At 57.0% G+C, this 23,055-nt stretch carries 26 protein-coding genes; 11 read left to right on the top strand and 15 right to left on the bottom strand.

Annotated elements, in window-relative coordinates:
• Positions 1–38: 38 nt before the first annotated feature.
• Positions 39–386: a nucleotidyltransferase domain-containing protein gene (locus PYRFU_RS05625; protein WP_014026671.1), complete on the bottom strand. Its 348-nt coding sequence runs from the start codon at positions 384–386 to the stop codon at positions 39–41.
• Entirely contained in the window at positions 352–795 is a 444-nt protein-coding gene (locus tag PYRFU_RS05620; RefSeq protein ID WP_014026670.1) for a HEPN domain-containing protein, read from the bottom strand. Before PYRFU_RS05620 ends, PYRFU_RS05625 begins: the two co-directional genes overlap by 35 nt.
• Positions 796–935: 140 nt before the next feature.
• Here PYRFU_RS05620 and PYRFU_RS05615 point away from each other — a divergent pair, with 140 nt between their 5' ends.
• Positions 936–1,145, top strand: a complete 210-nt coding sequence (locus PYRFU_RS05615; protein WP_167827852.1) for a CopG family transcriptional regulator — start codon at positions 936–938, stop codon at positions 1,143–1,145.
• A 185-nt stretch (positions 1,146–1,330) separates the two neighbouring features.
• On the opposite strand, the gene PYRFU_RS05610 is transcribed toward PYRFU_RS05615, so the two are convergent.
• The 3 genes from PYRFU_RS05610 to PYRFU_RS05600 all read right to left on the bottom strand — a co-directional run bounded on the left by PYRFU_RS05610 (position 1,331) and on the right by PYRFU_RS05600 (position 5,170).
• Positions 1,331–2,608, bottom strand: coding sequence for a S8 family peptidase (locus PYRFU_RS05610; RefSeq protein ID WP_014026668.1), 1,278 nt, complete (start codon positions 2,606–2,608; stop codon positions 1,331–1,333).
• A gap of 219 nt (positions 2,609–2,827) precedes the next feature.
• Positions 2,828–3,811 (bottom strand): AAA family ATPase, encoded by a 984-nt coding sequence (locus PYRFU_RS05605; RefSeq protein ID WP_244403906.1) that lies wholly within the window; start codon positions 3,809–3,811, stop codon positions 2,828–2,830.
• A gap of 300 nt (positions 3,812–4,111) precedes the next feature.
• Positions 4,112–5,170 carry an SPFH domain-containing protein gene (locus tag PYRFU_RS05600; RefSeq protein ID WP_014026666.1) on the bottom strand — a complete coding sequence of 353 codons (1,059 nt, stop codon included), beginning with the start codon at positions 5,168–5,170 and terminating at the stop codon, positions 4,112–4,114.
• A 142-nt stretch (positions 5,171–5,312) separates the two neighbouring features.
• Between PYRFU_RS05600 and PYRFU_RS05595 the strand changes: the two genes are divergently transcribed.
• The 3 genes from PYRFU_RS05595 to PYRFU_RS05585 all read left to right on the top strand — a co-directional run bounded on the left by PYRFU_RS05595 (position 5,313) and on the right by PYRFU_RS05585 (position 6,936).
• The gene (locus tag PYRFU_RS05595) at positions 5,313–5,543 is read left to right on the top strand and encodes a hypothetical protein (RefSeq protein ID WP_167827851.1); all 231 of its coding nucleotides are present in this window, start codon (positions 5,313–5,315) and stop codon (positions 5,541–5,543) included.
• Positions 5,544–5,655: 112 nt separating this feature from the next.
• A complete protein-coding gene (locus PYRFU_RS05590) occupies positions 5,656–6,420 on the top strand; it encodes an SDR family NAD(P)-dependent oxidoreductase (RefSeq protein ID WP_244403904.1) in 765 nt (254 codons plus the stop codon).
• A 180-nt stretch (positions 6,421–6,600) separates the two neighbouring features.
• On the top strand, positions 6,601–6,936 hold the full coding sequence (locus tag PYRFU_RS05585; RefSeq protein ID WP_014026663.1) for a transcriptional regulator: 336 nt from the start codon (positions 6,601–6,603) through the stop codon (positions 6,934–6,936).
• A gap of 19 nt (positions 6,937–6,955) precedes the next feature.
• Here the strand turns inward: PYRFU_RS05585 and PYRFU_RS05580 are convergent, their stop codons facing one another.
• The 4 genes from PYRFU_RS05580 to PYRFU_RS05565 form a co-directional block, all read right to left on the bottom strand.
• On the bottom strand, positions 6,956–7,582 hold the full coding sequence (locus tag PYRFU_RS05580) for a DUF1616 domain-containing protein (protein WP_014026662.1): 627 nt from the start codon (positions 7,580–7,582) through the stop codon (positions 6,956–6,958).
• Positions 7,563–8,069: a DUF1616 domain-containing protein gene (locus PYRFU_RS05575; RefSeq protein ID WP_048191687.1), complete on the bottom strand. Its 507-nt coding sequence runs from the start codon at positions 8,067–8,069 to the stop codon at positions 7,563–7,565. Before PYRFU_RS05575 ends, PYRFU_RS05580 begins: the two co-directional genes overlap by 20 nt.
• Before the next feature lie 170 nt (positions 8,070–8,239).
• Positions 8,240–9,202, bottom strand: a complete 963-nt coding sequence (locus tag PYRFU_RS05570) for a transcriptional regulator (RefSeq protein ID WP_014026661.1) — start codon at positions 9,200–9,202, stop codon at positions 8,240–8,242.
• A gap of 235 nt (positions 9,203–9,437) precedes the next feature.
• Positions 9,438–10,556 carry a phosphoadenosine phosphosulfate reductase family protein gene (locus PYRFU_RS05565; protein WP_014026660.1) on the bottom strand — a complete coding sequence of 373 codons (1,119 nt, stop codon included), beginning with the start codon at positions 10,554–10,556 and terminating at the stop codon, positions 9,438–9,440.
• A gap of 179 nt (positions 10,557–10,735) precedes the next feature.
• On the opposite strand from PYRFU_RS05565, the gene PYRFU_RS05560 reads away from it, so the two are divergent.
• From PYRFU_RS05560 to PYRFU_RS05550, 3 genes are all read left to right on the top strand, one after another.
• Positions 10,736–11,734, top strand: coding sequence for an aldo/keto reductase (locus PYRFU_RS05560; RefSeq protein ID WP_014026659.1), 999 nt, complete (start codon positions 10,736–10,738; stop codon positions 11,732–11,734).
• A gap of 51 nt (positions 11,735–11,785) precedes the next feature.
• Positions 11,786–12,673 (top strand): CBS domain-containing protein, encoded by an 888-nt coding sequence (locus tag PYRFU_RS05555; protein ID WP_014026658.1) that lies wholly within the window; start codon positions 11,786–11,788, stop codon positions 12,671–12,673.
• Between the two features lie 192 nt (positions 12,674–12,865).
• Positions 12,866–14,929 carry a hypothetical protein gene (locus PYRFU_RS05550; protein ID WP_167827850.1) on the top strand — a complete coding sequence of 688 codons (2,064 nt, stop codon included), beginning with the start codon at positions 12,866–12,868 and terminating at the stop codon, positions 14,927–14,929.
• On the opposite strand, the gene PYRFU_RS05545 is transcribed toward PYRFU_RS05550, so the two are convergent.
• The 3 genes from PYRFU_RS05545 to PYRFU_RS05535 form a co-directional block, all read right to left on the bottom strand.
• A complete protein-coding gene (locus tag PYRFU_RS05545) occupies positions 14,842–15,978 on the bottom strand; it encodes a potassium channel family protein (RefSeq protein ID WP_014026656.1) in 1,137 nt (378 codons plus the stop codon). The two genes, PYRFU_RS05550 and PYRFU_RS05545, sit on opposite strands and share 88 nt — an antisense overlap.
• A 323-nt stretch (positions 15,979–16,301) precedes the next feature.
• Positions 16,302–16,661, bottom strand: a complete 360-nt coding sequence (locus PYRFU_RS05540; RefSeq protein WP_014026655.1) for a P-II family nitrogen regulator — start codon at positions 16,659–16,661, stop codon at positions 16,302–16,304.
• Between the two features lie 13 nt (positions 16,662–16,674).
• Positions 16,675–17,904, bottom strand: a complete 1,230-nt coding sequence (locus tag PYRFU_RS05535; protein ID WP_244403826.1) for an ammonium transporter — start codon at positions 17,902–17,904, stop codon at positions 16,675–16,677.
• Between the two features lie 275 nt (positions 17,905–18,179).
• Between PYRFU_RS05535 and PYRFU_RS10660 the strand changes: the two genes are divergently transcribed.
• The 4 genes from PYRFU_RS10660 to PYRFU_RS05520 all read left to right on the top strand — a co-directional run bounded on the left by PYRFU_RS10660 (position 18,180) and on the right by PYRFU_RS05520 (position 20,347).
• Positions 18,180–18,311, top strand: a complete 132-nt coding sequence (locus PYRFU_RS10660) for a hypothetical protein (RefSeq protein ID WP_280097273.1) — start codon at positions 18,180–18,182, stop codon at positions 18,309–18,311.
• A 66-nt stretch (positions 18,312–18,377) separates the two neighbouring features.
• On the top strand, positions 18,378–18,704 hold the full coding sequence (locus PYRFU_RS05530) for a hypothetical protein (protein ID WP_014026653.1): 327 nt from the start codon (positions 18,378–18,380) through the stop codon (positions 18,702–18,704).
• 108 nt (positions 18,705–18,812) lie between these two features.
• Positions 18,813–20,012 (top strand): PLP-dependent cysteine synthase family protein, encoded by a 1,200-nt coding sequence (locus PYRFU_RS05525; protein ID WP_014026652.1) that lies wholly within the window; start codon positions 18,813–18,815, stop codon positions 20,010–20,012.
• Positions 20,013–20,086: 74 nt separating this feature from the next.
• Positions 20,087–20,347, top strand: coding sequence for a MoaD/ThiS family protein (locus PYRFU_RS05520; RefSeq protein WP_014026651.1), 261 nt, complete (start codon positions 20,087–20,089; stop codon positions 20,345–20,347).
• Between the two features lie 5 nt (positions 20,348–20,352).
• Here the strand turns inward: PYRFU_RS05520 and PYRFU_RS05515 are convergent, their stop codons facing one another.
• From PYRFU_RS05515 to nrfD, 3 genes are all read right to left on the bottom strand, one after another.
• Entirely contained in the window at positions 20,353–20,676 is a 324-nt protein-coding gene (locus PYRFU_RS05515; protein ID WP_014026650.1) for an iron-sulfur cluster assembly protein, read from the bottom strand.
• Positions 20,677–20,859: 183 nt separating this feature from the next.
• Positions 20,860–21,720, bottom strand: a complete 861-nt coding sequence (locus PYRFU_RS05510) for a c-type cytochrome (protein ID WP_167827849.1) — start codon at positions 21,718–21,720, stop codon at positions 20,860–20,862.
• Between the two features lie 84 nt (positions 21,721–21,804).
• Entirely contained in the window at positions 21,805–23,052 is a 1,248-nt protein-coding gene (gene nrfD / locus PYRFU_RS05505; RefSeq protein WP_014026648.1) for an NrfD/PsrC family molybdoenzyme membrane anchor subunit, read from the bottom strand.
• Positions 23,053–23,055 lie beyond the last annotated feature (3 nt).

The following is a 23,055-nucleotide window of genomic DNA, read 5'->3' as shown; positions in this document are numbered from 1 at the left end:
CCGCATCTGGGCACGCGATGGCGCCGGCCTAGGAGACCCTAGAGTATCCTTATCATGCGCTTCGCCAGCCTCTCGTATTCTCTCCTCGACTCGGGCCCCGCTATGTGAAGGTTCAACGGGTAGTCCCACGGCAGGCCCTTCTCCACAGCCTTCTCGTACACCATGCGTGATATCCTCCCGTGCTCCTCGGGTCTAGGCTCCCAAGGCAACACCAGCAGCACGTCTAGGTCGCTGAGCGCGGTTAGTCTCCCTTCGGCTGCCCCGCCGATAACATACACCTCTACCTCTCCGAGCGCCTCGCGGGCCGCCTCAGCGACTATCGCAGCGTAACGCCTCCATGCAAGAAGCCTCCTAAGCCTCTCTATCATGAATCTCGCTGTAGACACGAGACTCCACCCACTCCAGTATCTGCCACAGGGCATCCACAAGCTTATCCAGCTCTATAGCCTCGGTTCGCGTATACCTCCTCCTCCCATACCTGGCCATTGTATACGCCTCTTCGAGGAGCCAGAGAAGACCCCTATTGTCGGCAGCGAAACGCCTCAATCGTTCAGCCTCCTCTCGAAAGCCAGCCTCGGCGAGTCTTGCAGACAACAACCCGATGAGTTCACGAAGCCCGTGTATCCTTGGAGCATCTCCAAATAGCCTCGAGAGGCTACACTTGACGCGTAGCTGTGCTGCCTGCTCGAGGGCGAACACGGCTATATCGTAACTCGCCTCTTCTATCAACCGCCTCGCTATACTACGAAACACTCTCGCACGTTCTTTAAGCAGAGCTGCATACTCGCCGCTCACGACTACGCACAGCCTCGAACGGCTCGATAACCAGCAGCAGGTGAAAACAGTTCTAGATACTAACCCTTGATTAGCTCTGGATGCCGGTTGGCCATACATGTTTAAACTAGCGACGTATGTGTCTATACATGGTGCGGCCCATGGCGAAGCGTTGTGTAGAGCTTTCAGAGGAGCTTGTCAAGAGGATAGAGAGTGTGCTCGATAAGGCTGGTTTTAAGTCCGTGGAGGAGTTCATTGAGTTCGTGGTTAGCGAGGCTCTGGAGGCGGTAGCCGGGCCTGGAGAGGCGAGCATGAGCAAGGAGGATGAGGAGAAGGTTAAGGAGAGGCTGCGCGCACTGGGCTACATCTAGGTGTATTAGGCGTATGTTTCCCAAACCTGTCGTTCTTCTCTCGCCACCTGCTCACCTGGTGCCATCGCGCTTCTATCGGCGGGAAACTGGAGAATGTCTACCGGAGGATGGCTGGAGAGGCGGAGGAAGGAGAGAGGCTTATTAAAAAGAGAGGTGTGACTATCACTGCCGTTTCTTATGCGTGTCTAGCTGTTTAGTGCGGTTAACACCGCATCGTAGGCGTTGATCACGCCGTAGCCGTATAGCGTGTCGTAGCCGGGGTCTCCGAGGTCGACCGCTGTTAGGTGTAGGATGCCTCTCACGGTGTCTGTGGTTAGGTCGTCCTCTGTGCCTGGTGGTAGTAGTGGTAGGCCCTGGGCGAGCCTGGCTGCCTGGATTAGCGCGACTGTGCCGCTCACGTGTGGGGTGGCCATGCTAGTGCCGCTTAGCACCGCGTAGCTGTCGTCGGGGTATGTGCTGAGTATGTCGACGCCTGGGGCTGTTACCTCTGGGTTGCGGTTGCTCCAGTCTGGCACCGTGGCGTTCTCATCGATGGCGCCCACCGCTATGACCTCGGGGTATGCTGCTGGGTAGGCTGGCGTGTCTAGACCCTCGTTGCCCGCCGCCGCGACGATCACGATCCCGTAGCTGTAGGCTGCCGCTATGACCTCCTGGAGCTCTGGTGGTGGATCGTAACCACCGAGGCTCATGCTTATGACTTCTGGCGCGTCGTCCTCAGGGTCACCGACAATCACACCGTCGCCGTCAGCGTCTATCACGCCGTCTGGGCCTCTCACGGCGAGGTCAATGGCTATTATGAGGTCGCTCCAGGAGCCACTCCCAGAGTTCTTGAGGGCCTTGATCATGTAGATCTCGACCTCTGGCGCGACGCCGACAACGCCTATCTCGTTGTCAAGCGCGGCTATCGTGCCGGTCACGTGCGTACCATGGCCGTTCACATCGGAGCATCTGTTGCTTATCCTGCCGTTGAGCACCGCTACGCACCACTTGATGTTATCGGCGAGGTCTGGGTGGTCTAGGTCAACACCAGAGTCTATCACGGCAACCTCGATCTCGGAATCACCATCGCCGTTGACGTCTACGAAGCCCTTCGTTATCGACCACACCTGCTCAGCGTCAATGTAGTCCACGCCCCACGGCATTGTCTGCGGCGGCTGGGTTAGCGAGACTCTAACTGCGAACGCCTTTACCTCGCCATCCTCGGATACGTGAAGGACGCCCGGCAGCTTCTTGACATGCTCCGCAGCGTGAGCCGGCACCACCAGGATGGCAACCGGGGCAAGCTGGGCGACGTACACCACGCGACCGCCTAGGCCCTTCACCCTCTCCGGGTCGAACTTCGCACGGTCAATCTTCACTATGAGCGTCTTGTAGGATACAGCGGTCGCCACCGGGGCGAGACTCGGCAGGATCAGTAGCGCTAGCAGGGTGAGAGCTAGGAGGTTAGCTACGAGGCGCCCCATTACCCCACCGCGAGCCCACCAACACATGCAGCTAGCAACTTAAGATTTATTGAGAGGGAAATGCCAGAAACACTAATACCAAAAAGAGTCGTGAGAGACGAGATCGTCAAGCTGTTGAGCCAGGGTTGAAGAGGCTCTTAGACACATCAGCCTAGGGTCAACTACACAATCGACTATGGTTGGCCTATCCAAATCTTCACGTGCCGCGCCGCTATACCGCTAGTTGTATAGCCAGTGTTTCATCTCCTCGAGCGCCTCGCTAGCGTTGCTCAACCCGTATGAGGTGTAGCTAAGCCTACCGTCCTCAAGTGCAAGCCAGTATATCCTGAACTCGTTGTCCCCTAGATTGTTCCTCGCTGCCTCTCTCACGAGCATGTCTACCAGCTCTACGCTATGCGTCGAGACAAACACTTGGTTGCCACGTCGACGGTACGATGCTATGATTGCATGTGCGATTAGCTTCATGAGCCCCGGGTGTAGGTGAAGCTCTGGCTCCTCTAGAAGCAGGACAGAGTCGCGATGAGCGACTAGCGTCATTAGGCAGGCTAGCGCGTATCGTATGCCGTCCCCCGCGACGTAGTATGGTATCGCGTGATCCGTGTAGACCAGGTGGAGTATCCACTCGTTGTTTACTCTAATCGGTTCTACGCTCCTAACGCTACCCGTCTTACTCCTCAGCATGTCGAGGAGGAACTCTTTCGCAGAGAAACCGCCGTGAACAAGCATCTCGGCATAGATGCTCTCGGATGCGCCTAGGCTAGATGCTATGTTCCAGTCGACTAGGAAGCTGTTATGCGCTACCCCCAGTTTACTTGCCACCACCCGTCCATCCCTATACACGAGGATGTCCGATACTCCAGTTCGTCTCCCCCGGGCCTCCAGCCTAACCATTCGTGCTGTTTCTCCGCGCCTCTCTACCCTCAACGACAGTTCCTGCCGTGTACGGTCTGCAAGCTCGACGATAATGCGCGCCTCACGCGAGCATCTGTAGAAGAGTGTGTCTATAGACGCTAGGCCGAACCAGCCGCGCCTCTTTACAAGGAATTCGAAGCTGTCGGTTAGCGTTAGTGCGAGGTGTACCGCCTCTAGGACTGTTGTCTTGCCGCTGCCGTTGCGCCCGACGAGGATGTTTATGCCGGCTAAGTTGCTCAGTACGCCCTCTCTCACGCCTCTAAACTTAACTATGGATACCCATTTAACCACGAGTCTCAATGTTTTACATCTCCGCACTACATCTGGTTGTTCAACTCCGGGCACCAGGGGAGTATATGTGGGTAATAGGAGCGATGACCAACCATGGTACTAGGCACCCGGCTCCAGTCTAAGCCACACTGTGTCTAGATGCTCCGTGTGTAGTGCCCACTGTGGATAGTAGAAGAGTATGTGCGCCTGGCGGACGATAGGGTATAACCGCTGGTTGACAAGGTATCACCGGGTATAGACTGGGCAAGGGCGGTTGTAAAATGGAGCGTGCCCGCGAGCGCTTATCTCCTCGATTACCGATTAGCGTGAAGGTAGTGGTATAACGCCTACCAGTGGTAGCGTCTGGTTTCCGCTGGGCGTGACTAGGAGCGTTATGCTCGCGTTGCGGAGGGCTTCTGGGAGCACCTCTCGGTACAACTCTATCATCTTGATGTAGTAGTATATCTTGGCTGCTTCCTCCGCGGTCACGTTCAGCTCCTCCATTATCGCCTTTATCGCTGCTGCCTCGCCGCGGTAGCGCTCCACGACCGACTTCGCCTGGGCCATGGCCTCTATCAGCATCTTCTGCGCCGTAGCGTTAGCCTCTATGACGCGCTTCTCCGCCTCCGCCCTGGCAGCGATAATCTGCTGCATTGCCGTAGCGTTGGCGGCGATTATCTTCTTCTTGGCCTCCATCTCCGCGCGGATAATCTCCTTCTGCGCCTCGAACTTAGCGGCCTCCGCCTCCTGCTGCGCGGCCAGCTTCCTCAGTATGGCTTGGCTTAGCTCCTTCGGGATGTCGATGCTCTTGACTACCACGTCCACTATGTCTATGGCTGCTTTGACGCTCGGGTCTTCGAGTAGCAGCTGCTTCAGGTACGCCGCTATCTCCTCGGATATCTCTTGTATACGCGGCACTATCTCCACCAGGTTGTACTTGCCGATAACGCTCCTAACGGCCTCGTAAGCCGCGCGCTCGATAACCTCCCTCTTGATGCGCTCGTGTGGGTTCTCCGGATACTTCTGTATCAGGTACTTGACGGCTGCCGGGTCTTTCCTCACCTCGTAGCGCACCTGTATCTCTACCGGCACCCTGGCGCCATCCCTAGTCACAGCTATGACAGCGCTCTGGTCTTCGAGCAGCACCGTCTGGACGGAAACTGGTATCACGCGAATCTCCTGCCATGGCATTTTGAATCCGAAGTGTGGTCCGAACACCACGCCGACTATCCTGCCCTGTACCGGATCGATTATCACAGCTGCCTCGCCTACATCAAGCTGGTATGTGCTCATCGCGACCATCGCGACAAAGACTATCGCGATTATAGCGGCCAGCACTGTCAACAGGCGTAGCGCCTTGAGCACAGTTGCTCTTGTCACGTTCCCCACCATACGATAGTATCTAGTGGGCACAGCGAGGCTATTTTAACTGCAGCAATTGTGGGCCTTGCCCATCTTCGCCATGACCCTCTTTTTGGCTCGCGGTGTCGGAGGTTTGTTACCAATTGGGGCGTGCCTCGACGTGCCCGTGTCGTGCAGGCCCCTCGCTACGATGCTCCTCAAGCTTGTTGTGATAGTAGTCGTGGCGTTGGGCGTGACCTTTGTGCTCACACTGTTGCGTGTTGCGCGTGCCCCGGGTCTTCTCGTGGGTCTGGGTGCACTCGCGGCTGTACTGTTGGCGTTGCTTGCAGTGGTGCTCGTAGTGTGTGAGAGTGGGGACACCGAGGAGGGTTTTGAGGTACAAGTGGAGTAGATCATCGTTTGCTTCAGTTTAGTCCCGGTGCCACACGATCCGGTCTAGAGTTGTGTGAGCATTGCGACGCTCGATGGGGTGGGTTTTCGGGTTTCGCGGTAAGTCCTTGGTCGTGTCTCTGTGTCTCCGCTTCTGGAGGTTTGCCTTGGAGGCTCGTGGCTCTGTATTCATCGTGACGGGGTCTAGCAGGGGTATTGGCCGTGCTATTGCTCTGGAGGCGGCTAGGCGTGGCGCGGCTGGCGTCGTGGTGAACTATGTGCGTTCCCGTGAGGCTGCCGAGGAGGTTGCCAGGAGTATCCGCGAACTTGGCTCTGACGCGTTAGTCGTGAGGGCTGATGTGTCTCGGTGGGAGGAGGCCAAGAGTCTCGTGGAGGCCGCGGTTGAGCGCTGGGGCCGTGTGGATGTTGTGGTTAATAACGCGGGTATTCTGGAGCCTAAGCCCTTCGCCGAGATGGAGCCGCGAGACTGGCAGAGGATGATAGAGGTCCACTTCTACGGCGCTCTTAACGTCGCGAAAGCCGCCCTACCCCACATGATTCAAAGGAGGAGGGGCGTGATAGTCAACATCGCCTCTGTGCTCGGGTTGAGACCGGAGCCTCTTGCAAGCCACTACTCGGCCGCCAAGGCCGCCCTGATAGCCTGGAGTATGGCCGTTGCCAAGGAGCTTGCCGAGTATGGTATACGTGTGTTCGCCGTGGCGCCGGGCGGCGTCGACACCGACATGGCGCGAGTATGGGGGGACCTAGACTGGGTCGAGGAGGAGGTGCCGGTAGCGCGGCTGGCGAAGCCCGAGGAGGTAGCCAAGCTAGTCCTAGACGCCATCGAGAACCCCTACATAACCGGCGATGTGCTCACAATCAGCGGCGCCCTGCTGTAACGACATCTGCAAAGTTAGACATGTCCTCTAGGCGACCAGGCCGCGTTTGAACAACAGCATCGTAATGCCACGGCGTACTGGTTACCATGCCTACATCATGATGGCATGATACCGGGTGTTAAGAACACTTTTTAGAAAACACGTACTGTTATAGGTGGTCTGCAGGCAGAGGTGTTGCATGTGCGAAGAGACCAGGCTATTGGAGCCGTTCTACTGCTAGGCTCGCTGGCATTCATAGCCATGTATGGCTATCTCCTGTTCTTCGCTGGCAGGGAGATTAGCCTGCTGCTGTTGAAGATAACCGCCTTTGCCGCCATAGCAGTGATAGGCGGTATTCTGGCTTGGATAGGCTACACTCTTGCGACTACCCCGCCACCAAAGCCTATTGAGGAGATCGAGAAGGAGATTGAGGAGGAGCTTAAGAAGCTCGAGCAGGAGTTGAAGCAGCAGGAGGCCGCCAAAGAGCAACAGAGCGGTGGCCAGCAGGAGAGCGGGAGCACCGGGAAAGGCAGCTGACGAGAGTAGAGCCTAAGGCTCATACCGGAGCCGCAAGTGCATCATCTCCCGGTTTTCTTCGTCTACCGTCACGATCCGCTATCCCTAACGCCTCGGCTTCCATCCTCACGATGGTTAGCTTGCGGTAGGCGGCTATCAGGAGGAGCACTGTGTTGTACACTGCTGTGCTCGTGACTATTGGCTCTAGGCGTATGCCCCATGGTGTGTAGTTCAGGAGTAGGCCTATGAGTGGTATGATTGCCAGGGATAGGCCTATTGAGAGGGCTAGGCGCTCTAGGGGTGCTAGGCTCTTCTCTTCCGGGTAGAGGGCCTCGACTAGCACGTAGCCGGGTATGAAGAGTACGTATAGCGTGCCGAGTATGTAGCGGAGTGGTAGGAGTTGTGGAGCAACACTACTCGCCCATATTGAGGTTATCGCGGCAGCTATGAGCGCCGCTGTGGTCCAGAACCATAGGCTGTAGTCGAGTCGCCTTAGGTACTGGGCGAGGGTTGTTGGGGGCTCCGGGTCAACGAGCTTGAGCTTGCCTTCCCGGACGTCACGGTATACACTGTATAAGGTCTCGTAGAGGCTCTTGTGCCTCGCTAGTCTCTCTCGTACGATCTCCTCTAGGGTCTTCAGTGGAGCCTCACCCTGTTCGCACGGCAACAGGCTTGATGTAGAGGTGTACCCATCTACCCGTGTATATCCACTGGTTTCTCTCCGTATCGTAAATCCAGAGTTCAAACACGAGGGCTACTCTGCTAGTATTCGCGCTGGCTTTCGGGTGGGCGACCGGGACGTGCACTATGAACGTGGTGTTCTGCTTGTTGCCGAGCACGCCACGCCACTCTAGAAGCTTGGGCTCGGGAGAGGGGGTGGTATTCGTCGGGAGTGTCTCTGGGGCAGCGATGCGATACACGACCTTGTAGTATATGGGTCGTCCCATGTGATTATCCACGAAGATACATAGGGTGACATTGGAGCCTATGAGCGCCTCTCTTGGATACTCGCCTATCTTGCAGTTTGCGTCGAGCAAGCCTATCGCTGTGAACGGCTCGCTAGGCCTAAGGTCGAGCACGTGTACTGCCGCAAAGACCGATGCGACTACAGCAACAGCCAGTATCACCGCAAATACTTCCTCATCGAGTATCATTGTCGGGCCGCCTCAGTCGGCCGAGCGTCGGGTTCCCAGGCCGGGGCGATAATGAGCTAGGCTGGTCTTGGGTACGGAAGCGTGCGAGGAATACCACAGGTATCTGGGATGCCCAGGGTTGAGCATATACAAGATTTTCAGTTGAAGCCGTGGAGACACTTCCCATAGGCTTAGAGGCCCTCGTGGTATTCGCGCAGCCTGATTGTTATCTCGTCGGGTGCCTCGGAGCCCCGGATGACGTGAAGGCCTAGTGCTTCTAGGTCTCTGGCTGTCTCGCTTCTCTCGACAATCGCTATCACTTCGCTACTTGTAGCTTCGGCTATCCTTGCCGCCTCCTCGCCACGCCTAATCACCCCGTCCGTCCTCTCGCGCCGGTGCTCGTAGACTATGATTGATGTCCTCTCTCCGAGCCTAGCCGCGAGGTCAACGACAGTCCTCTTCGCGTGCACTACTATACCGCCTGCTTCCATTATCCTCTCTGCTATCGCCCTCTCACCCTCCTCGTCCAGATTCCTGAGTTCACTCCTCGGCTCCTCGACGCGGAACACCTCTATCGGCCTGAACACCTCCTCGCCAAACACGTCGAGTATCCTGAGCGCCCTCTCTAGGTCAACGTCGATGTTGCTCCTCTCGTACTCGTATACCGCTCTCCTCGTGACCCCGAGGAGATCCGCCGCTGTACCGAGACTGAGGCCGCGGGCCTCCCTCTCCTCCTTGAACTTGCCAGCATCGAGCCTCATGTAGAACCTGCCGCGTTTCTTCACGACGAAGATGCCGGTGGAAGCTGCCCTCTCGAACCCCTCTGGGCTCAGCGCGTAGATGCCCATCCTCTCGTAGGCTACTATGTCCTCGAGCTTCTCGCCCTTTTCGTGGTCACCTACTAGCAGCGGAGATGCTCCTAACACGCCACCAACACTCCTAAGCTCCTTGACGTCCTCGCGGCGCACGCTCGCGACGTCCTCAACCACCTTTATGAGGACGCGTCTACCGCCACCAGCCACGAGGACGTCTATGCTGCGTCGCCTGCGGTTCTCCGGGTACTCTAGCACGTGGTACCCGTACCCCAGCCTCTCCAGGACGCCTATCAGCCTCTCCAACACCCTCTCTGCGCCGTTGTAACCGCTGCCAGTCACCTCTAACCACCCGTAACTTCTACCGGTAGTAACCCCGGGAAAGAGCCTTATACCTGGCAGGCGCTGCGCGCCACGAACACCGGCACGAGGCGGAGTGATACCGCTCTATCTTCATGTATGTCCTCGAGCGCGGCGCGCCTTCAAAACCGGGTGGTTTGTGTATGGTTTAATCGGGTGTGAGGAGGGACGCCCTTTCGCCGAGCTGGTGAGGAGCTCCTCGGCGGGTCCGACCCGCTTAGAGCCTCCACTCGGGGGGCTCCAGGAGCGGTAGCGACTCTAGAGCCTCTATGGGCGTGGTCCAGACGCTTGAGTGGAGTTCCGCAGCTCTCCTCGCGTCTAGCTCGGGCTCCGGTTTGAGGAGCCGCTTCAGCCGGTGGAACGCCCTGGCTACTCTCGGTGTGTACCTCCAGTAGTGCTCTGAGAGGAACTCCTCGAGCGGTATGTCGTGGTACCAGCGCCTCCACTCTCTTCTCAAAACCTCCTCGATGAGGCCGGGGTCCTCGTCGCCACCCAGCCTCTCGTCTATGAGCATCTCGGCGAGGCTCTTGTAGGGGCAGTAGCGGCAGGATACCCTCGTCAGCCCCGCCTGGTAGTCGCGGTGTGTGAGTCCGAGGCTCCTAACGAGCAACACTACGTCGATAAGCGTTAGGTGCTTTATGGGCTCGAAGCGGTTACGCTCGAAGAGCGTATCGGCGCGGAGGCGTTTGGAGCGCATAAGGCTCTCGCCGATACGATCGCCAACCACCATGTAGTCGGCTTGTATCCTCTCGAAGTGCTCCTCTAGCGGTCTGGTCTTGTAGTAGGTGCACCACCTGGCTCTTCTCCAGGGGAGTCCCTCCTCGAGCAGCCTCCTGGCTAGCACCCTCCTGGGCGGCTCGATAACCTCTACGTTGTACCCGAGTCTCGATGCGAGCCGAAGAGCCTCGTCCACGTGGTACTCTGGTTCAAGGTATGGCATGTGGACGTGGACAACCTCCAACTTGAAGTCTATCTTCTCGTAGAGGGCGTCCAAGACTATCAACGCGGCTGTCGAGTCCTTCCCGCCGCTAAACGAGAGTAGGAGCTTCTTGCCCTGGAGTCGATGGCCAGCCTCCCGCGCAAGCCACGATACGAGCCCCTCTAGGCTCCCAAGCCTCCTCCACGCCTCGAGTGGCGCGTAGACCGCCCACACGCTAGGCTCGACGCGGAACCCCTCAACCTCGTATACCCTCCACTCGACGGGACCAGCAGCACCACCACTCCACAGGTAGAGGCGTCTACCCGAGCCAACCCTCCCGTACACTGTGAAGTCAGCGCTAGACGCGACGAATCCCGTGAGTCTCCCAGCCTCGAAGACCGGTAGCGCCTCGCTCACAACCACCTCCCCATGCTAGGGGATGCGCATCACCCCCGCGGTTATCGCTCACCAGCCCAACCGCCCTGCCATACCACAGCCATACACGACGCCGGGCATCACTGTATGCTGCCTAGAGGGGCATACCCTACCATAGTTTAATTAGGAGGCGCTAGGGTATACCCTGGGAGGGTGTCGCATTGAGATATACTACCCTGGGCGACACCGGGCTAAGAGTATCGTTGATAGCCTATGGCGTGTATGGGTTGCATAGTGGCCCCTACCAGGGCCTCTCTAAGCGCGACCTGGTGGGCCTCATCAGGGAGGCTAGGAGGCTTGGTATCAACTTCTTTGAGACCGCGGATGTGTACGACCGTGGTGAGGCTGAGCGTATTCTCGGCGAGGCTCTTGGGGATGAGAGGGAGGAGGTTATCATCGCCACAAAGATTGGTTACGACTTCTACGGGTCGCCGGAGAGGCCACGGAAGCGCTTCGACCCCGAGTATCTTGTGACGGCCGCCGAGAGGAGCTGCGAAAGGATAGGCAAATGCCCCATCGACCTGATCTATATGCACAACCCGCCTCTAGAGGTTCTACGCGAGCCAGCGATATACGAGGCCATGGATACTCTCCGCGAAGAGAACCTGGCTAAGCACCTCGGCGTTTCCCTCGACCCCAGTGACCCGGAGCTTCTCGCCTCCGCGAGGGAGGCTATGAAGAGAAGACAGACGGAGGTTGTCGAGTTCGCCTATAGCATGCTTGAGCAGGAGCCTGGCAGGACCATAGCCTATGAGGCTGAGGCGGCAGGCAAAGGCATAGTTGTAATGCTCCCGTTCGCAGGTGGCATTCTTGACGAGAGTCTCTCGTCGTTCGAGGAGGGCGAGGCTAGGGAGTGGGAGGAGTGGTACGCAGGCGGCAAGAGGAAGCGGGGCTGGTACCGCTGGGCCTTCGCCACATACCAGTTCATGAAGAACGTGCTGCAGGCCGAGTTCGCAGAGGTCCTCGAGCAGAGTACACCCGCACAGATAGCCATACGCTTCATACTCTCAACGATACCAGTGCACAGCATCGTAGTCGCGGCCAGAACTAGGGAGAAGCTTAGGGAGGCTGTCGAGGCCGTCGAGCAACCGAGGTTGCCACAAGCTCTAGTCGAGAAGCTTAGAGTTGCTTATGGCGCCGGCCCTTGCACTAGAACATGACGTTACCATGTTTTATTAACTCGATTGTTGTTTCAGTCTCAGGGAATACGAATGCCACGCTGCCATATAGTTGGTGTTTACCCCCCGCCGGCGTTCGTAGATGATAAGTCCATTTTCTACAACGCATTGCGCCTCTTGTCTAACCGGTTCTTGCGCCAATTGCCAGTCGTCGACTCGAAAAGAAGGGTCAAGGCGATACTAACGGTGCGTGACGTGATACGCTTCATCAACCGTATAGTCTCCGAGGGTAGAAGCATAATGGACGCTCTGGTCCAGACCGATGTATCTAGTGTTGCGGTTAGACCCGTAGAGACGCTAATCTATGGAGAGTTTACGGTTCATGATGTGTTCCGGGTAATGAGAGCTAAGGGTATTGGCGCTCTGCCGGTCGTCTCGAGGGATGATAGGATACTCGGGCTTGTCAACGAGGAGCATCTCGCCAACCTGATCAAGAACAATAGTTTCATCGGGATGGGGTTGAACGTCAAAGATATCATGACGCGAGACATCGTCTATGCGCCGCTCGAGGGGACTACGGTCAGAGACGCCATAAGGCTCATGGCTGAGGGTGGTTTCCGCCACCTACCGCTCGTTGACGAGGAGAGACGCCCAGTCGCTATCGTAACGGCTAGAGACCTCATAAGGTTCCTCGTGCGGGGCGAGACGGTGAAGCTACTAGAGGCTGGCAAGGACGAAGAGGTACTTGCCACACCGATAAGCCGCGTGGCGCGCATGCACCCCGTCCACATAGACGCGAGTATGAGTCTGCAAGAGGCTCTGGACTTCATGGCATTGGCTGGCATTGGTGGCATACTCGTCGTGGAGGATGGTAGACTAGCGGGTATAATCACTGACATGGATCTCGTGACACGCTTGCCCGAGAAGCTGGGCGAGACGTTCAACAAGCTCATAGCGGATATAGTGCCGCCGTGCCCCTAGGCGGGCGCCGTCGGCCTTGAAACACCTCATCATTGGCTTGGGTGCCGTAGCCTCGGTTTCACGGCCCTCCTCAACCGGCCGGTCTCGTAACCCCGTGTTTACCCGGTGATACGCGTCTCGCTGGGAGACGCTACAGGACCAGTAGCTATGCTATTCGCTCTCCTGGGTACCGGAGCACCGCGGGGTGCAAGAGTGAAGAGGATGCGCGTGTTTCTCGCTTTGCTACTGCTCACGGTTCTACTCTACAACCCGGTGTTGCTTGTTGCGCCTCTCGTTCCACAGACCGGCAATGATGGCAGGGCCCACTTGGCTAGGATAATGTGCTTCCCGTGGTGCATACTGTGGGGGGATGTCGATCCCCGCTTCTACTTTGGCGAGGCCTACATGCTCTACTATGGCGTGCTCTTCTATGCGCTGGTTGCGCCCATCTACCTGGCCGCGTCTGGGCTAACCGGAGCCGCGTATGCCGCCACACTAGCATACAAGACCGGTGTAGTCATCGTTGACGCGCTTCTAGCGTACGCCGTGTATAGGCTGGGCAAGTTGAGAGGACTGCCAGGCTTGATTACCGCCATCCTCGTCCTCATGCTACCCCCGGTTCTCTACACTAGGCTGATGGGAGCCTACCCGTTCATCCTGTCAACCGCGTTAACGCTACACGCCGTGGCTGACGCCATGGAGGGGAGGCTTGTTAGGCCATGGCTGCTCCTTTCTCTGGCCATACTCGCACACCCCTATGGCGTTCTCAACGCCCTATTGGCTATCGTCTGGCTCTACGCCTGCGGGTATAGGCTGCACCCGCTCGGCCTACTGCTACTAGCACCGCCACTGATACCATTGGTGCACGGCGTTATCGCGCTGGGCTCGAGGAGCCCTCCTCTCGTCGAGCTTGGACCCGTGGCGGTTGTTTACGCGGTCTTCCTGCTCACCAGGAGGTCAAGGAGCCAGCTAGACACACTATCCATACTATACGAGCTGATAGGCCTCGCAGCGGGCCTCATCAACACGCTCGTGCTCGTTGGCGCCGCCGCGCCCGAAATGGCCAGGTTGATTGCATGGAGGTTTGTCTTTGTAAACGCCACTGTGTTGAGATACGCTGGTAGAGCGTGGAGCCTCGAGACAAGGATACCACGTGGTGCGAGGCTAGGTGTACTCGTGGCGCTGCTCGTTCTGCTCCACCAGTCTCTCCTCCTCTACGAGCCTATCCCGGATTATGCGGCGCTACGGGGCGAGAGGGTAATCGCCACGCTCGACATATCCTTCGACTACTCCACACCCGTCGCTTGGCCCCACGCCTACACCTACACGAGCGCAACGGGGGGCTTTCATCAGGGAGACCCGCTCTTCACCAACATCACGGTCTACTACGAGTGGATCCGGAGCCTGGTTGAGGACCCGCGCACGGCCCGCAACGTGGCTCTCATAGCTGGAGCCGGTCTCATCGACACGCCTAGTCTCGCCGGTTACCCGGCGGAACTGTGCATGGAAGCCAGGAGGCTGCTCCTACCGCCATTCGAGGTTACGCTGGCGAGACACTGCATCTATAGGGTAGGCGATAGTAGCCTCGTCTACCGCGTGTACCCCCTTGTACTCGATGTGCATGGGGCTAGCCCCCTGGATGTTGCACGCCTAGTCCGGCTCTATGGCGATGCTCGTATAGTCCTGGTGTCGCATCAGCTCCCCACAGCCACGTTGACAATATGCGACCATCCGGGCTGCAACGTGACGATATGCGTCTCGTCCCCTTGCCCCCAGGGCTCGATAGACTTGCGTGAAGCTCTCCGCGTGCTCCCTCGTGGAGAGGAGATGGTCTCGCCGCTAGCCGCGTCCATGACCAGGATGAACCCGGTGCTCCCTGAGGCGGGGAGGGCGCTGGCAGAGGCCGTGGAGAGGCTAGAGGAGCCGCTATACGAGCCTATACCGTCGCGGCTCGAGGGGGACAAGCTAGTCTTTGAGGCTGCGAGGCCAGGGTGGTACCTGGTTCTAGCGGCGCGCGTGCTCGTCGAGAACGTGAAGGGCCCCGTCGACGTGGTCACGTCTAGCGTTGAGGGTCTTCTACTGCTCCACGTGTCTAGGCCTGGCGTAGTCGTGGTGGATTACGGTGTACCGGGCAGGCTGTGGGCATACACCGCGATGCTAGTCGCCTACCCGGTCACGCTGCTAGCCTTCTACTCCTCGATCTCCAGCTTCTCACGTAGGACACGGAAGCCCATGGACTCTACGCTCTCCAGTAGCTCATCCAGGTCCTCCACGTAGGTTTTGATGATGACGCGGTCCCCCGGTTCTAGTATCACGGTTGGCGGTGGTGTAGGTACCCAGCGTTCACCCCTCCTAACCGCGACCACGATCACCTCCTCGCGTTGCAGCCCGGTGTCCCCGAGCCTAACGCCGCCGGGCCCCTGGTATACCAGCGCGAGTATCCTCTCCTGGCTCATATCCTCGGCCGCCGCTATCACACGGTGTATCGGGCGATGCGTCCTCACCATAGACGCCATGGCCGCCGCGACGTCCGACACGTTCTCGACAACCTCCGCGAACTTGTGCAACGCGTACTCCTGCTGGGGGCTCAGCCCCAGCCCAGAGACCATCTCGTAGTAGTAGATGATCTCCTCGTCAAGCCTATGCTCGATCTCTTGGACGTGCAGTGCGACTATCTCATCGCCATAGAGTATACTGTAGAACCCTAGGTCGAGGAGTATATCCGCGAGTTTCTTGAGACGCAATGTCTCTTCCTCAACCTCGCCGCCACCGCTCGAAACCTCAAACCTCATCCCCGTAACCCTCGCAACGTTCTCTGGCGAGCCGCGCACAACGACAACATCACCCGGCTCGAGCATGACGTCATCGCTAGGGTGTATTATCCACTCGCCGCCCCTCCTCACAGCAACGATGTCAACACCCTCATCCTCGATCTCTGCCACACGCATCTTGCTACGAACGCGTAAGGGGGCGGTAACCTCCGCCCCGGATAGAAGAGCGACTCGTAACAGGCTGGGCGGATCTATGCCCCGCAACACTAGCGACGCGAGATCGGCGGCGACGTCAGTGACTCTCACAAGCCCATCGACAACCTTAAAGACGCTTACCATTGCGACGGCCTCCTCGTAGCCCCTTACTGCGAGGCTAGCCTCGACAACAGCACCCTCCCAGAGCTTCTCGACAAGCCTCTCTAGCTGCACGACCTCGTACGACGCCCCCTCGTCGCGAAAAGCAATAGCATAGAACCCTAGGTCCAGAGCCGTGCTGGCGTAGCTCATCATGTCGCGTAGTAGCCTAGTGAGGGGTACCGGCCGGTACCGGCTCAACCAGACCCCTCAGCCTCACCACGAAGACACCGCGAGGACTGGGCTATAACCGTGGAGGGCCCCAGTCGGAAACCCGGCGACTTCTCCCCATGAGGCGCGTCGGACACTGGCGGTATCCCCACACGGGGCCCTATCCTGGAAACGAGGAGTAGCGAGATACGAGCCTATAAACGGCGGGTATTGCCTCACCCGGCCCGTTACTATCGCGGGCGAGCATGAAGAGCCAACCCGGGAACCATAACCACGCGAGAAGGGACCCGAGTACGGGGCCATTCAACCCCGTCAGCAATGTTAACGGCGTGAAAAACTAGGAGGGGCGATGACTAGGGCGTGGGTGGTTGCTCACGGGTCCTTAGCTTCTCATACTCCTCGCGTATCCTGATGTTCTTCTCGACGGGGAGTACGATTATCCTGCCGTCGCCAGGACGGCCGGTATAGGCACCCCGCACTATCGCCTCGATCACCTTATCCACCATGTCATCCTCTACGATTATCTCTAGCTGCAACTTCGGTATCAGATCGACGCGCACCGGATGCCCACGATACATCAATGTGATTCCGCGCTGCTCGCCCCTACCACGAACCTCCACTATGGTCATTGGGTAGACGCCTATGGCTTCAAGCTCCTTCTTGACGTCTTCCAGCTTCTCGGGGCGTATGAAGGCTATGATTAGCTTCGTCACGGCTCCCACCTCCTCACATTGTGAGATACGCCTGCTCACCGTACTCAGCAGCGTCTAGGCCGACATACTCTGCCTCTACTGGCACCCTCCAACCGACAAGAGCCTCGACAACATAGTATATCACAACAGTCGCTATCATGGCGTAAGCGATGGCTGCGACGCTAGTCAGTATCTGTGAGGCTAGCTGCACCGGGTTACCGTAGAGGAGCCCTGCATGGCTGCTAACCGCGGGGTTGGCGAATATTCCTGCAGCTATGCTACCCCAGAGCCCGGACATGCCGTGCACTGCCCACGCGTCTAGAGTCTCGTCTATGCCCTTCCTGATTCTCCAGTTCATCGCCATGTAGCTTACTATGCTTGCAACAGCGCCTATCGGGAGGGCATCCAGAGGACCTACATAGCCAGCGCACGGCGTTATCGCGACCAGGCCTGCGACAGCACCGCTGGCAAAGGCAACTGAGGATGCTCTTCCGGTGACTGCCAGGCTAAGCAGGAACCAGGTGATCGCGCCAGCCGCCGCAGCAGTGTTCGTCACGAGCCACGCGTTGGCCGCGGTAGCGTCTGCTGCTAGAGCAGAGCCCGCGTTGAACCCCATCCACCCGAACCAGAGTATACCAGTGCCTATCAGCACGAGGGGGATGTTGTGAGGCACTGGTTCAACCTCGCGCGCTGTCCTCCTCCTGCCCAGCAGCAGCGCTAGCATCAGCGCTGAGAAGCCAGATGCTATGTGGACGACCACTCCGCCAGCGAAGTCAAGAGCCTCGGGAATGCCGAGCAGCTCTGGGAGTTTCTGTGCCCAACCGCCACCCCACACCCAGTGCGCGATCACACTGTAGACTAGTAGGACCCATAGTATCGCGTAGAGCGCCCAAGCCTCTATCCTCGCCCTCTCCACGACAGCCGAGGATATTATCGCCGTGGCTATCGCTGCGAACATGCCCTGGAATCCTATGATCACAGGCAGTGGTATGTCGCCAGTTGATGGAGTCGGCTGCGCAAGCCATCGTAGGTAATCGACGGGGTTGCCGATGAACCCCGCTATGTCGCTACCAAACGCTATGCCGAAGCCTAGGAGCACCCAGACTACGCTAACTAGCGCGAAAGCCAACAAACTATACATCATTGTTGAGACGACGCTCCTGGCCCTCACTAGGCCTCCATAGAACAACGCCAAGCCAGGCACCGTCATGAACAGAACCATTGATGACGCTGTCAATAGCCACGCAACATCCCCGGCTGCCACACTGTTCACCGCGCCACGACCCCCAGCAAAACAAGATTTTAACAAGAACGTGTGTTTGGCCGAACCGCGGTATAAAATCGGCTTAACACGCCCTGAACATACGTACGAGTTTCTCCACTACTGTTGTTGTGAAGACACGAGGTCAACCGACGAGGCAAGCTCCTATCTCGCCTCGGGGTTAGATCCTATTGCTGCACTCCCCGTGCTCACGAGCATCCTTTACAGTGCATACGGGGGCCTACTCGCATACCCTGAGCCGTTTTGGAGTAGATGCTATGGGCGCGGCGTACATAGCGGCTAGCATGGCTAGCTCTATAGCTGGTTACGCAGTCCTTAGGATTATGGTTGAATCCGGCGCTTATGGCACACCGAAGCTACTATCCTGTATGATGCTCTCAGTAGCTTGACCAGTTCTAACCACATGACTTATAAGTTGAAACTAGGTGTGGTATATTCTAACGAGGCTGTTAGGAATGGTAACCCAGGCTCGTAGTTTCCGATTGGGTCCTGGTAAGCCGAGAGATGTGCTAGCCAAGGCGGTTGAGATGTACAACCGGTATCGGGGGAGCGAGGCTAGGGCAAAGGTGCTCCGTATTGACGGTGACCGCGTATATGTGAAGATAGAGGGTAGTTTCTGTGCAACGTGCGGCGTGAACGACTGGGTTGACGACTTCCGCTATGTCCTCGAGGATTTGGGGATCGAGGCCGAGCTTGAGAGGATAATCGAGCCTCCCGACCCGCAAGAGACGTGGCGCATTGGTGTATTCCGCATCCGGGGTACTGGGGTGCAGGGAAGCTAGCATCTCGTTATGTACCGTCTTAGTTGTGCCCGTATCCCACGAGTAATGTTTGCATCCCTGTGCAATATAATTATGTATTCGAGTGTAGCTCGGTGCTAGGGCAAAGCAATGGACTATAGGCTCGTTGACATCAGGTCGGTGAAAGCGCACCGCGGTATCGATGTGAGAAACGCGCTTAGTTCAATGGCGACTATTCTCCGCGAGAATCGCGTTACCCGAAGCATCGTGGTCAACGACGACGATGTCGTGGCTGATGAGGAGTCTAACATCCTCTACTGGTCGCTGAGGTTTCTCGGCGTACGTAGAGTCCCAGTGAGCCGCGGCAGCACGGTAGAGGTTAATGTTAGCCTCGAGGAGCTTGGGTTCTACGAGGATGTTAACCCCGAGCCATATAGGGTATTCCAAGACACGCTTGAGCTTCTCTACCGGAACTGGCCGACGCCCCTTGTCAGGCTTAGGAGCTTATCCGGTGACGGCTATACAGTATGGGCTAAGCTAGAGTGGTACAACCCGTATAGCATGAGCATTAAGGACCGCACAGCTTGGTATATGATAGTTAGGGCTCTCGAGGAGGGATGGAGGGGCGACAAGATCTACGAGGCTACGTCGACCAACACTGGTATGGCCCTGGCGGCAATGGGAGCCATACACGGCTTTAAGGTTAAACTGTGGATACCGAAGAGCATACAGAAGGTGAGCGACATTCTGCTCAAGGCTATGGGCGCCGAGGTTGTAAGGAGGGATAAGTCGCTAACAGTGGAGATGATCAGCGAGGTGAAGGAAGCCGCGAGTAGGGACAATGCACTACACATAGACCAGTTCAACAATGATGCAAACTTCCTCGTGCATCTACGCTTCACCGCCAAGGAGCTTGAAGTGCAGCTGAAGCACGCTGGCGTTAAGCTAAAGGGCATAGTCGGAGGCCTTGGCACATCGGGTCACATGAGCGCCATAACATTCTACTTCAAGACGCGATTCGACAACATCAAAGTGTATGGGGTTGTGCCAGCGCCAGGCGAGGTGATACCAGGTATACGCCGCCCAGAAACCGGAATGAAATGGGTACACTGGTCGACGCCAGACCGTATAGTTGATGTCAAGCTCGAAGAGGCTATAGAGGCTGTGTTGAGCATCGCAAGGAAGGATGGCATCCTGCCGGGGCTTAGTAGTGGCGCTGTCGCAGCAGCTTTCATGAAGCTAAGGGATAGCGGAGAGATAGAGCCGGGACACTACGTGCTAGTCTTCCCTGACAACGGGTTCAAGTATGCCGAGCAACTCTCAGCCTACTTCGCGAAACACGGTTCATAGTTACGCGGTCGTCACGGTTTACCTTGCCACTTTGGTTTTAAGAGCACACGTGCAAGAAACACAAGAGGATTGTCATGATTAGGGTGCGAGTTCGTCTACTCGCAGGCCTCGCCGCCGCTCTTGGGCACGATAAGCTTGTACTCGAGTTGCCCGAAGACGCCAAAGTGGCTACACTACTCGAGAAGCTCATGAGAATGAGTGAAAAGCTGCGTGCAATGATCGAGGATGACGAGATGAGCGTAGTAGTGCTTGTTAATGGTAAACCCGCGCACCCCGATACCAGGCTACGTGACAACTCGGAGGTCGTAATCGCCCCTGGCATGGTGGGCGGCTAAGCGTGCTACCCCTCTCCCTGGCCTAGTCTCAACCCAGTCCTATAGTCAAAGAACTCTACCGCTTCAAACCCCTCTCTACGCATCTCCTCTTCTATTCTCTGGAGCAACTTGCCCCATAACAGCCAGTTCAAGAACCTACACGCAAAGCATGACGGATCAGAGCCCGTGTAGTCAAGCACTATCGCGACCCGACGCCTGTCCCTGGAGACCCTTACTAGCCTGACTATACCGGCCGATACAACGTCGATGTCAAATCCGGGCACAATGACACGGCGAAGCGCCTTCTCTACCCTCTCAACAACTTTGGATGCTGCATCCTGGTTAGTCATCTACACCACACCAGCATAGAGAGTTATACGATGAGAACAACATTATTACTTGTACGCTGCCAAAAAGAGAATGCTATCCTGTACACCACCTAGAAGGTGCCATAGGTCGGGCAAAACACTGGACGCGTACGGGGTTTGAATACCAGGGTAAGAAAAACGAGATGAGGAGTAGTGTGTACCTTCTCACTTCTTTAGACGGAACACCACGAAGAGGACTACAGCCACTACTAGTATCGCAACGCCAACCACTAGCCCGGTGCTTATTCGGCTTCGTGCCTCCTCGGATGGGTTGGGCGTCGGCACAGATGGTAACGTTGTTATGTTCTCCTTAGGTGTTGTTGTAGTGGTTGTGGTGGCCTCCGACACCTGGGCGGTGGTCGTCGTTGGCGTGGCCGCAGCAGCCTGACCTCCCTTCGCCTCCTCGAACACCTGCTTGAAGAACTGGTAGAGTAGCTGGTAGTCCTTGTCACTTATACCAGGCGTGTACTGCTTCATCTGCTGCATAAGCTCATCGTAGCTCTTTGCCTGTGGGTATTCGCTAGCCACTGCCTCGTCTAGCGAGCCGTACTTCTCTGCCCACGAGCGAATCTTCTCGACGATACTGTCGAAGTTGTTGCCTGGAGCATTGTGGCATGTAGCACAGCCAGCCTTCTCGAAGACCTGCTTTGCTTCACTCTCGGTTACCCCGGCGCCACCTTTAGCCTCCTCGAAGACCTGCTTGAAGAACTGGTAGAGTAGTTGATAGTCCTCATCGCTTATGCTGGGTGTGTATTGTTTCATCTGCTGCATCAGCTGGTCGTAGGTCTGAGCCTGCTTATACTCGTTAGCGACAGCCTCGTCTAGGCTAGCGTACTTGGATGCCCAACTGCGTATCTTGTCGACTAGGCTCTTGAAATCGTTACCAGGTGTGCTGTGGCAGGTTGCACAACCGGCCTTCTCGAAGACCTGCTTAGCCTCCTCCTCTGTAATGGCTAGTGCGGCAACACTAAACGCCACTATTACCAGGGCTAGTAGCACGGGGGTGAGCCAATACATCCTGTGCATGTTCATACCCCTCACCCGCCCCGCACGACACGCGACATGGGTTTTAAACATACGTTCAAAAAACATATTTAGGGTTTGGATTGTTTAGTGATGCTCTCCACCCTTCATGTAGTGAGTCATTATAGCCTTTATGGTTGGCCTGGATAGCGCCAGATACACTAGCATGCCGATGGCGTGCACGCCTATCGTTATGGCTATCTCTACTGGCGTCGGATAGTATGGTACTATCTGGCCTAGCGTGTCCGGCACAAAGCCTGGAATTATCACCGTCATTGTCTTCTCACAGATGACCGCCACTATCGTCAACACCGCGACGAGTAGTATGCCGCTCTTAGTGTTGTGGATCCTTGGCAGTATGCCTAGTATGACAGCTGCGATGCCAAGGCCTATCCATAGCCACATCATTATCGCTAGGTATGGCAGGTGGTAGCCGAAGAATAGCTCGTTGGCCTGCGCCTTCTTCAGCGCCTCAGTCGTATACCAGTATATCTCGTGAACCTCGCTGAGCGTGAAGTAGAGGCCTACTACTAGCGCCGCTACCATCACATACGTCGTTTTCTTGTAGACGCTGAAGTCCACCTTGAAGCCTGGCACGTAGCGCTCGGCGAGGTAGAGCGCTAGTAGTAGTATCGCGGGACCGCTGGCGAACGCCGTGGCTACGTAGCGTGGCGCTAGTAGCGGGCTGTGCCAGATGGGCCTAGCCGTTAGCGCCTGGGAGATGAATGCTGTCACGGTGTGAATGCCGATTGCGAATGGCGCAGCAATGATCATGAATGGCACTATGAACTTCTTGGGTAGCGGCTTGTCTCGACGATAGTAGTGTATCGTCACTAGCACGCCGATCAGGTTTAGCGTTAGATAGCCGGTTAGCACCAGGAAGTCGTAGTCGAACATGGAGTGTAGGTTTGGCAGCTGTGGCATCAGGAAGAGGCCTCTTATCGGCCTGCCGAGGTCAACGTAGACTAGCGATAGCGCTGTTATTACAGCTGCTACTGCCTGGACCTCGCCGAGCGCCGCGACCTTCTTGAACTCCTTGTCGCCGAAGACGTAAGCAGCTATACCGAAGACTATGCCTGCCGCTGCTACACCAACCCAGAACACGAAGAACGAGATGTAGATGCCCCATGGCACGCTGTCGCTAAGGCCAGTTACTATCATGCCGCCCTCGTCGGTGCCGAGGAATATCGGCGCGTGCTGCACGAATATCCATAGGTATATGCCATAGGCTGCTATTAGTGCAAGCCCCAATAGCGCCATGTAGTAGCGCTTACTGCCCTTGAAGAGCGCCTCCCTTATCACATAGATTATTGTCTCGAGGAAGCTGCCCGCCACGGC

The organism is Pyrolobus fumarii 1A, assembly GCF_000223395.1.
Classification (GTDB): domain Archaea; phylum Thermoproteota; class Thermoprotei_A; order Sulfolobales; family Pyrodictiaceae; genus Pyrolobus; species Pyrolobus fumarii.
The sequence above is the reverse complement of the archived record's forward strand: the minus strand, read 5'-3'. Positions and strand labels throughout refer to the sequence as shown.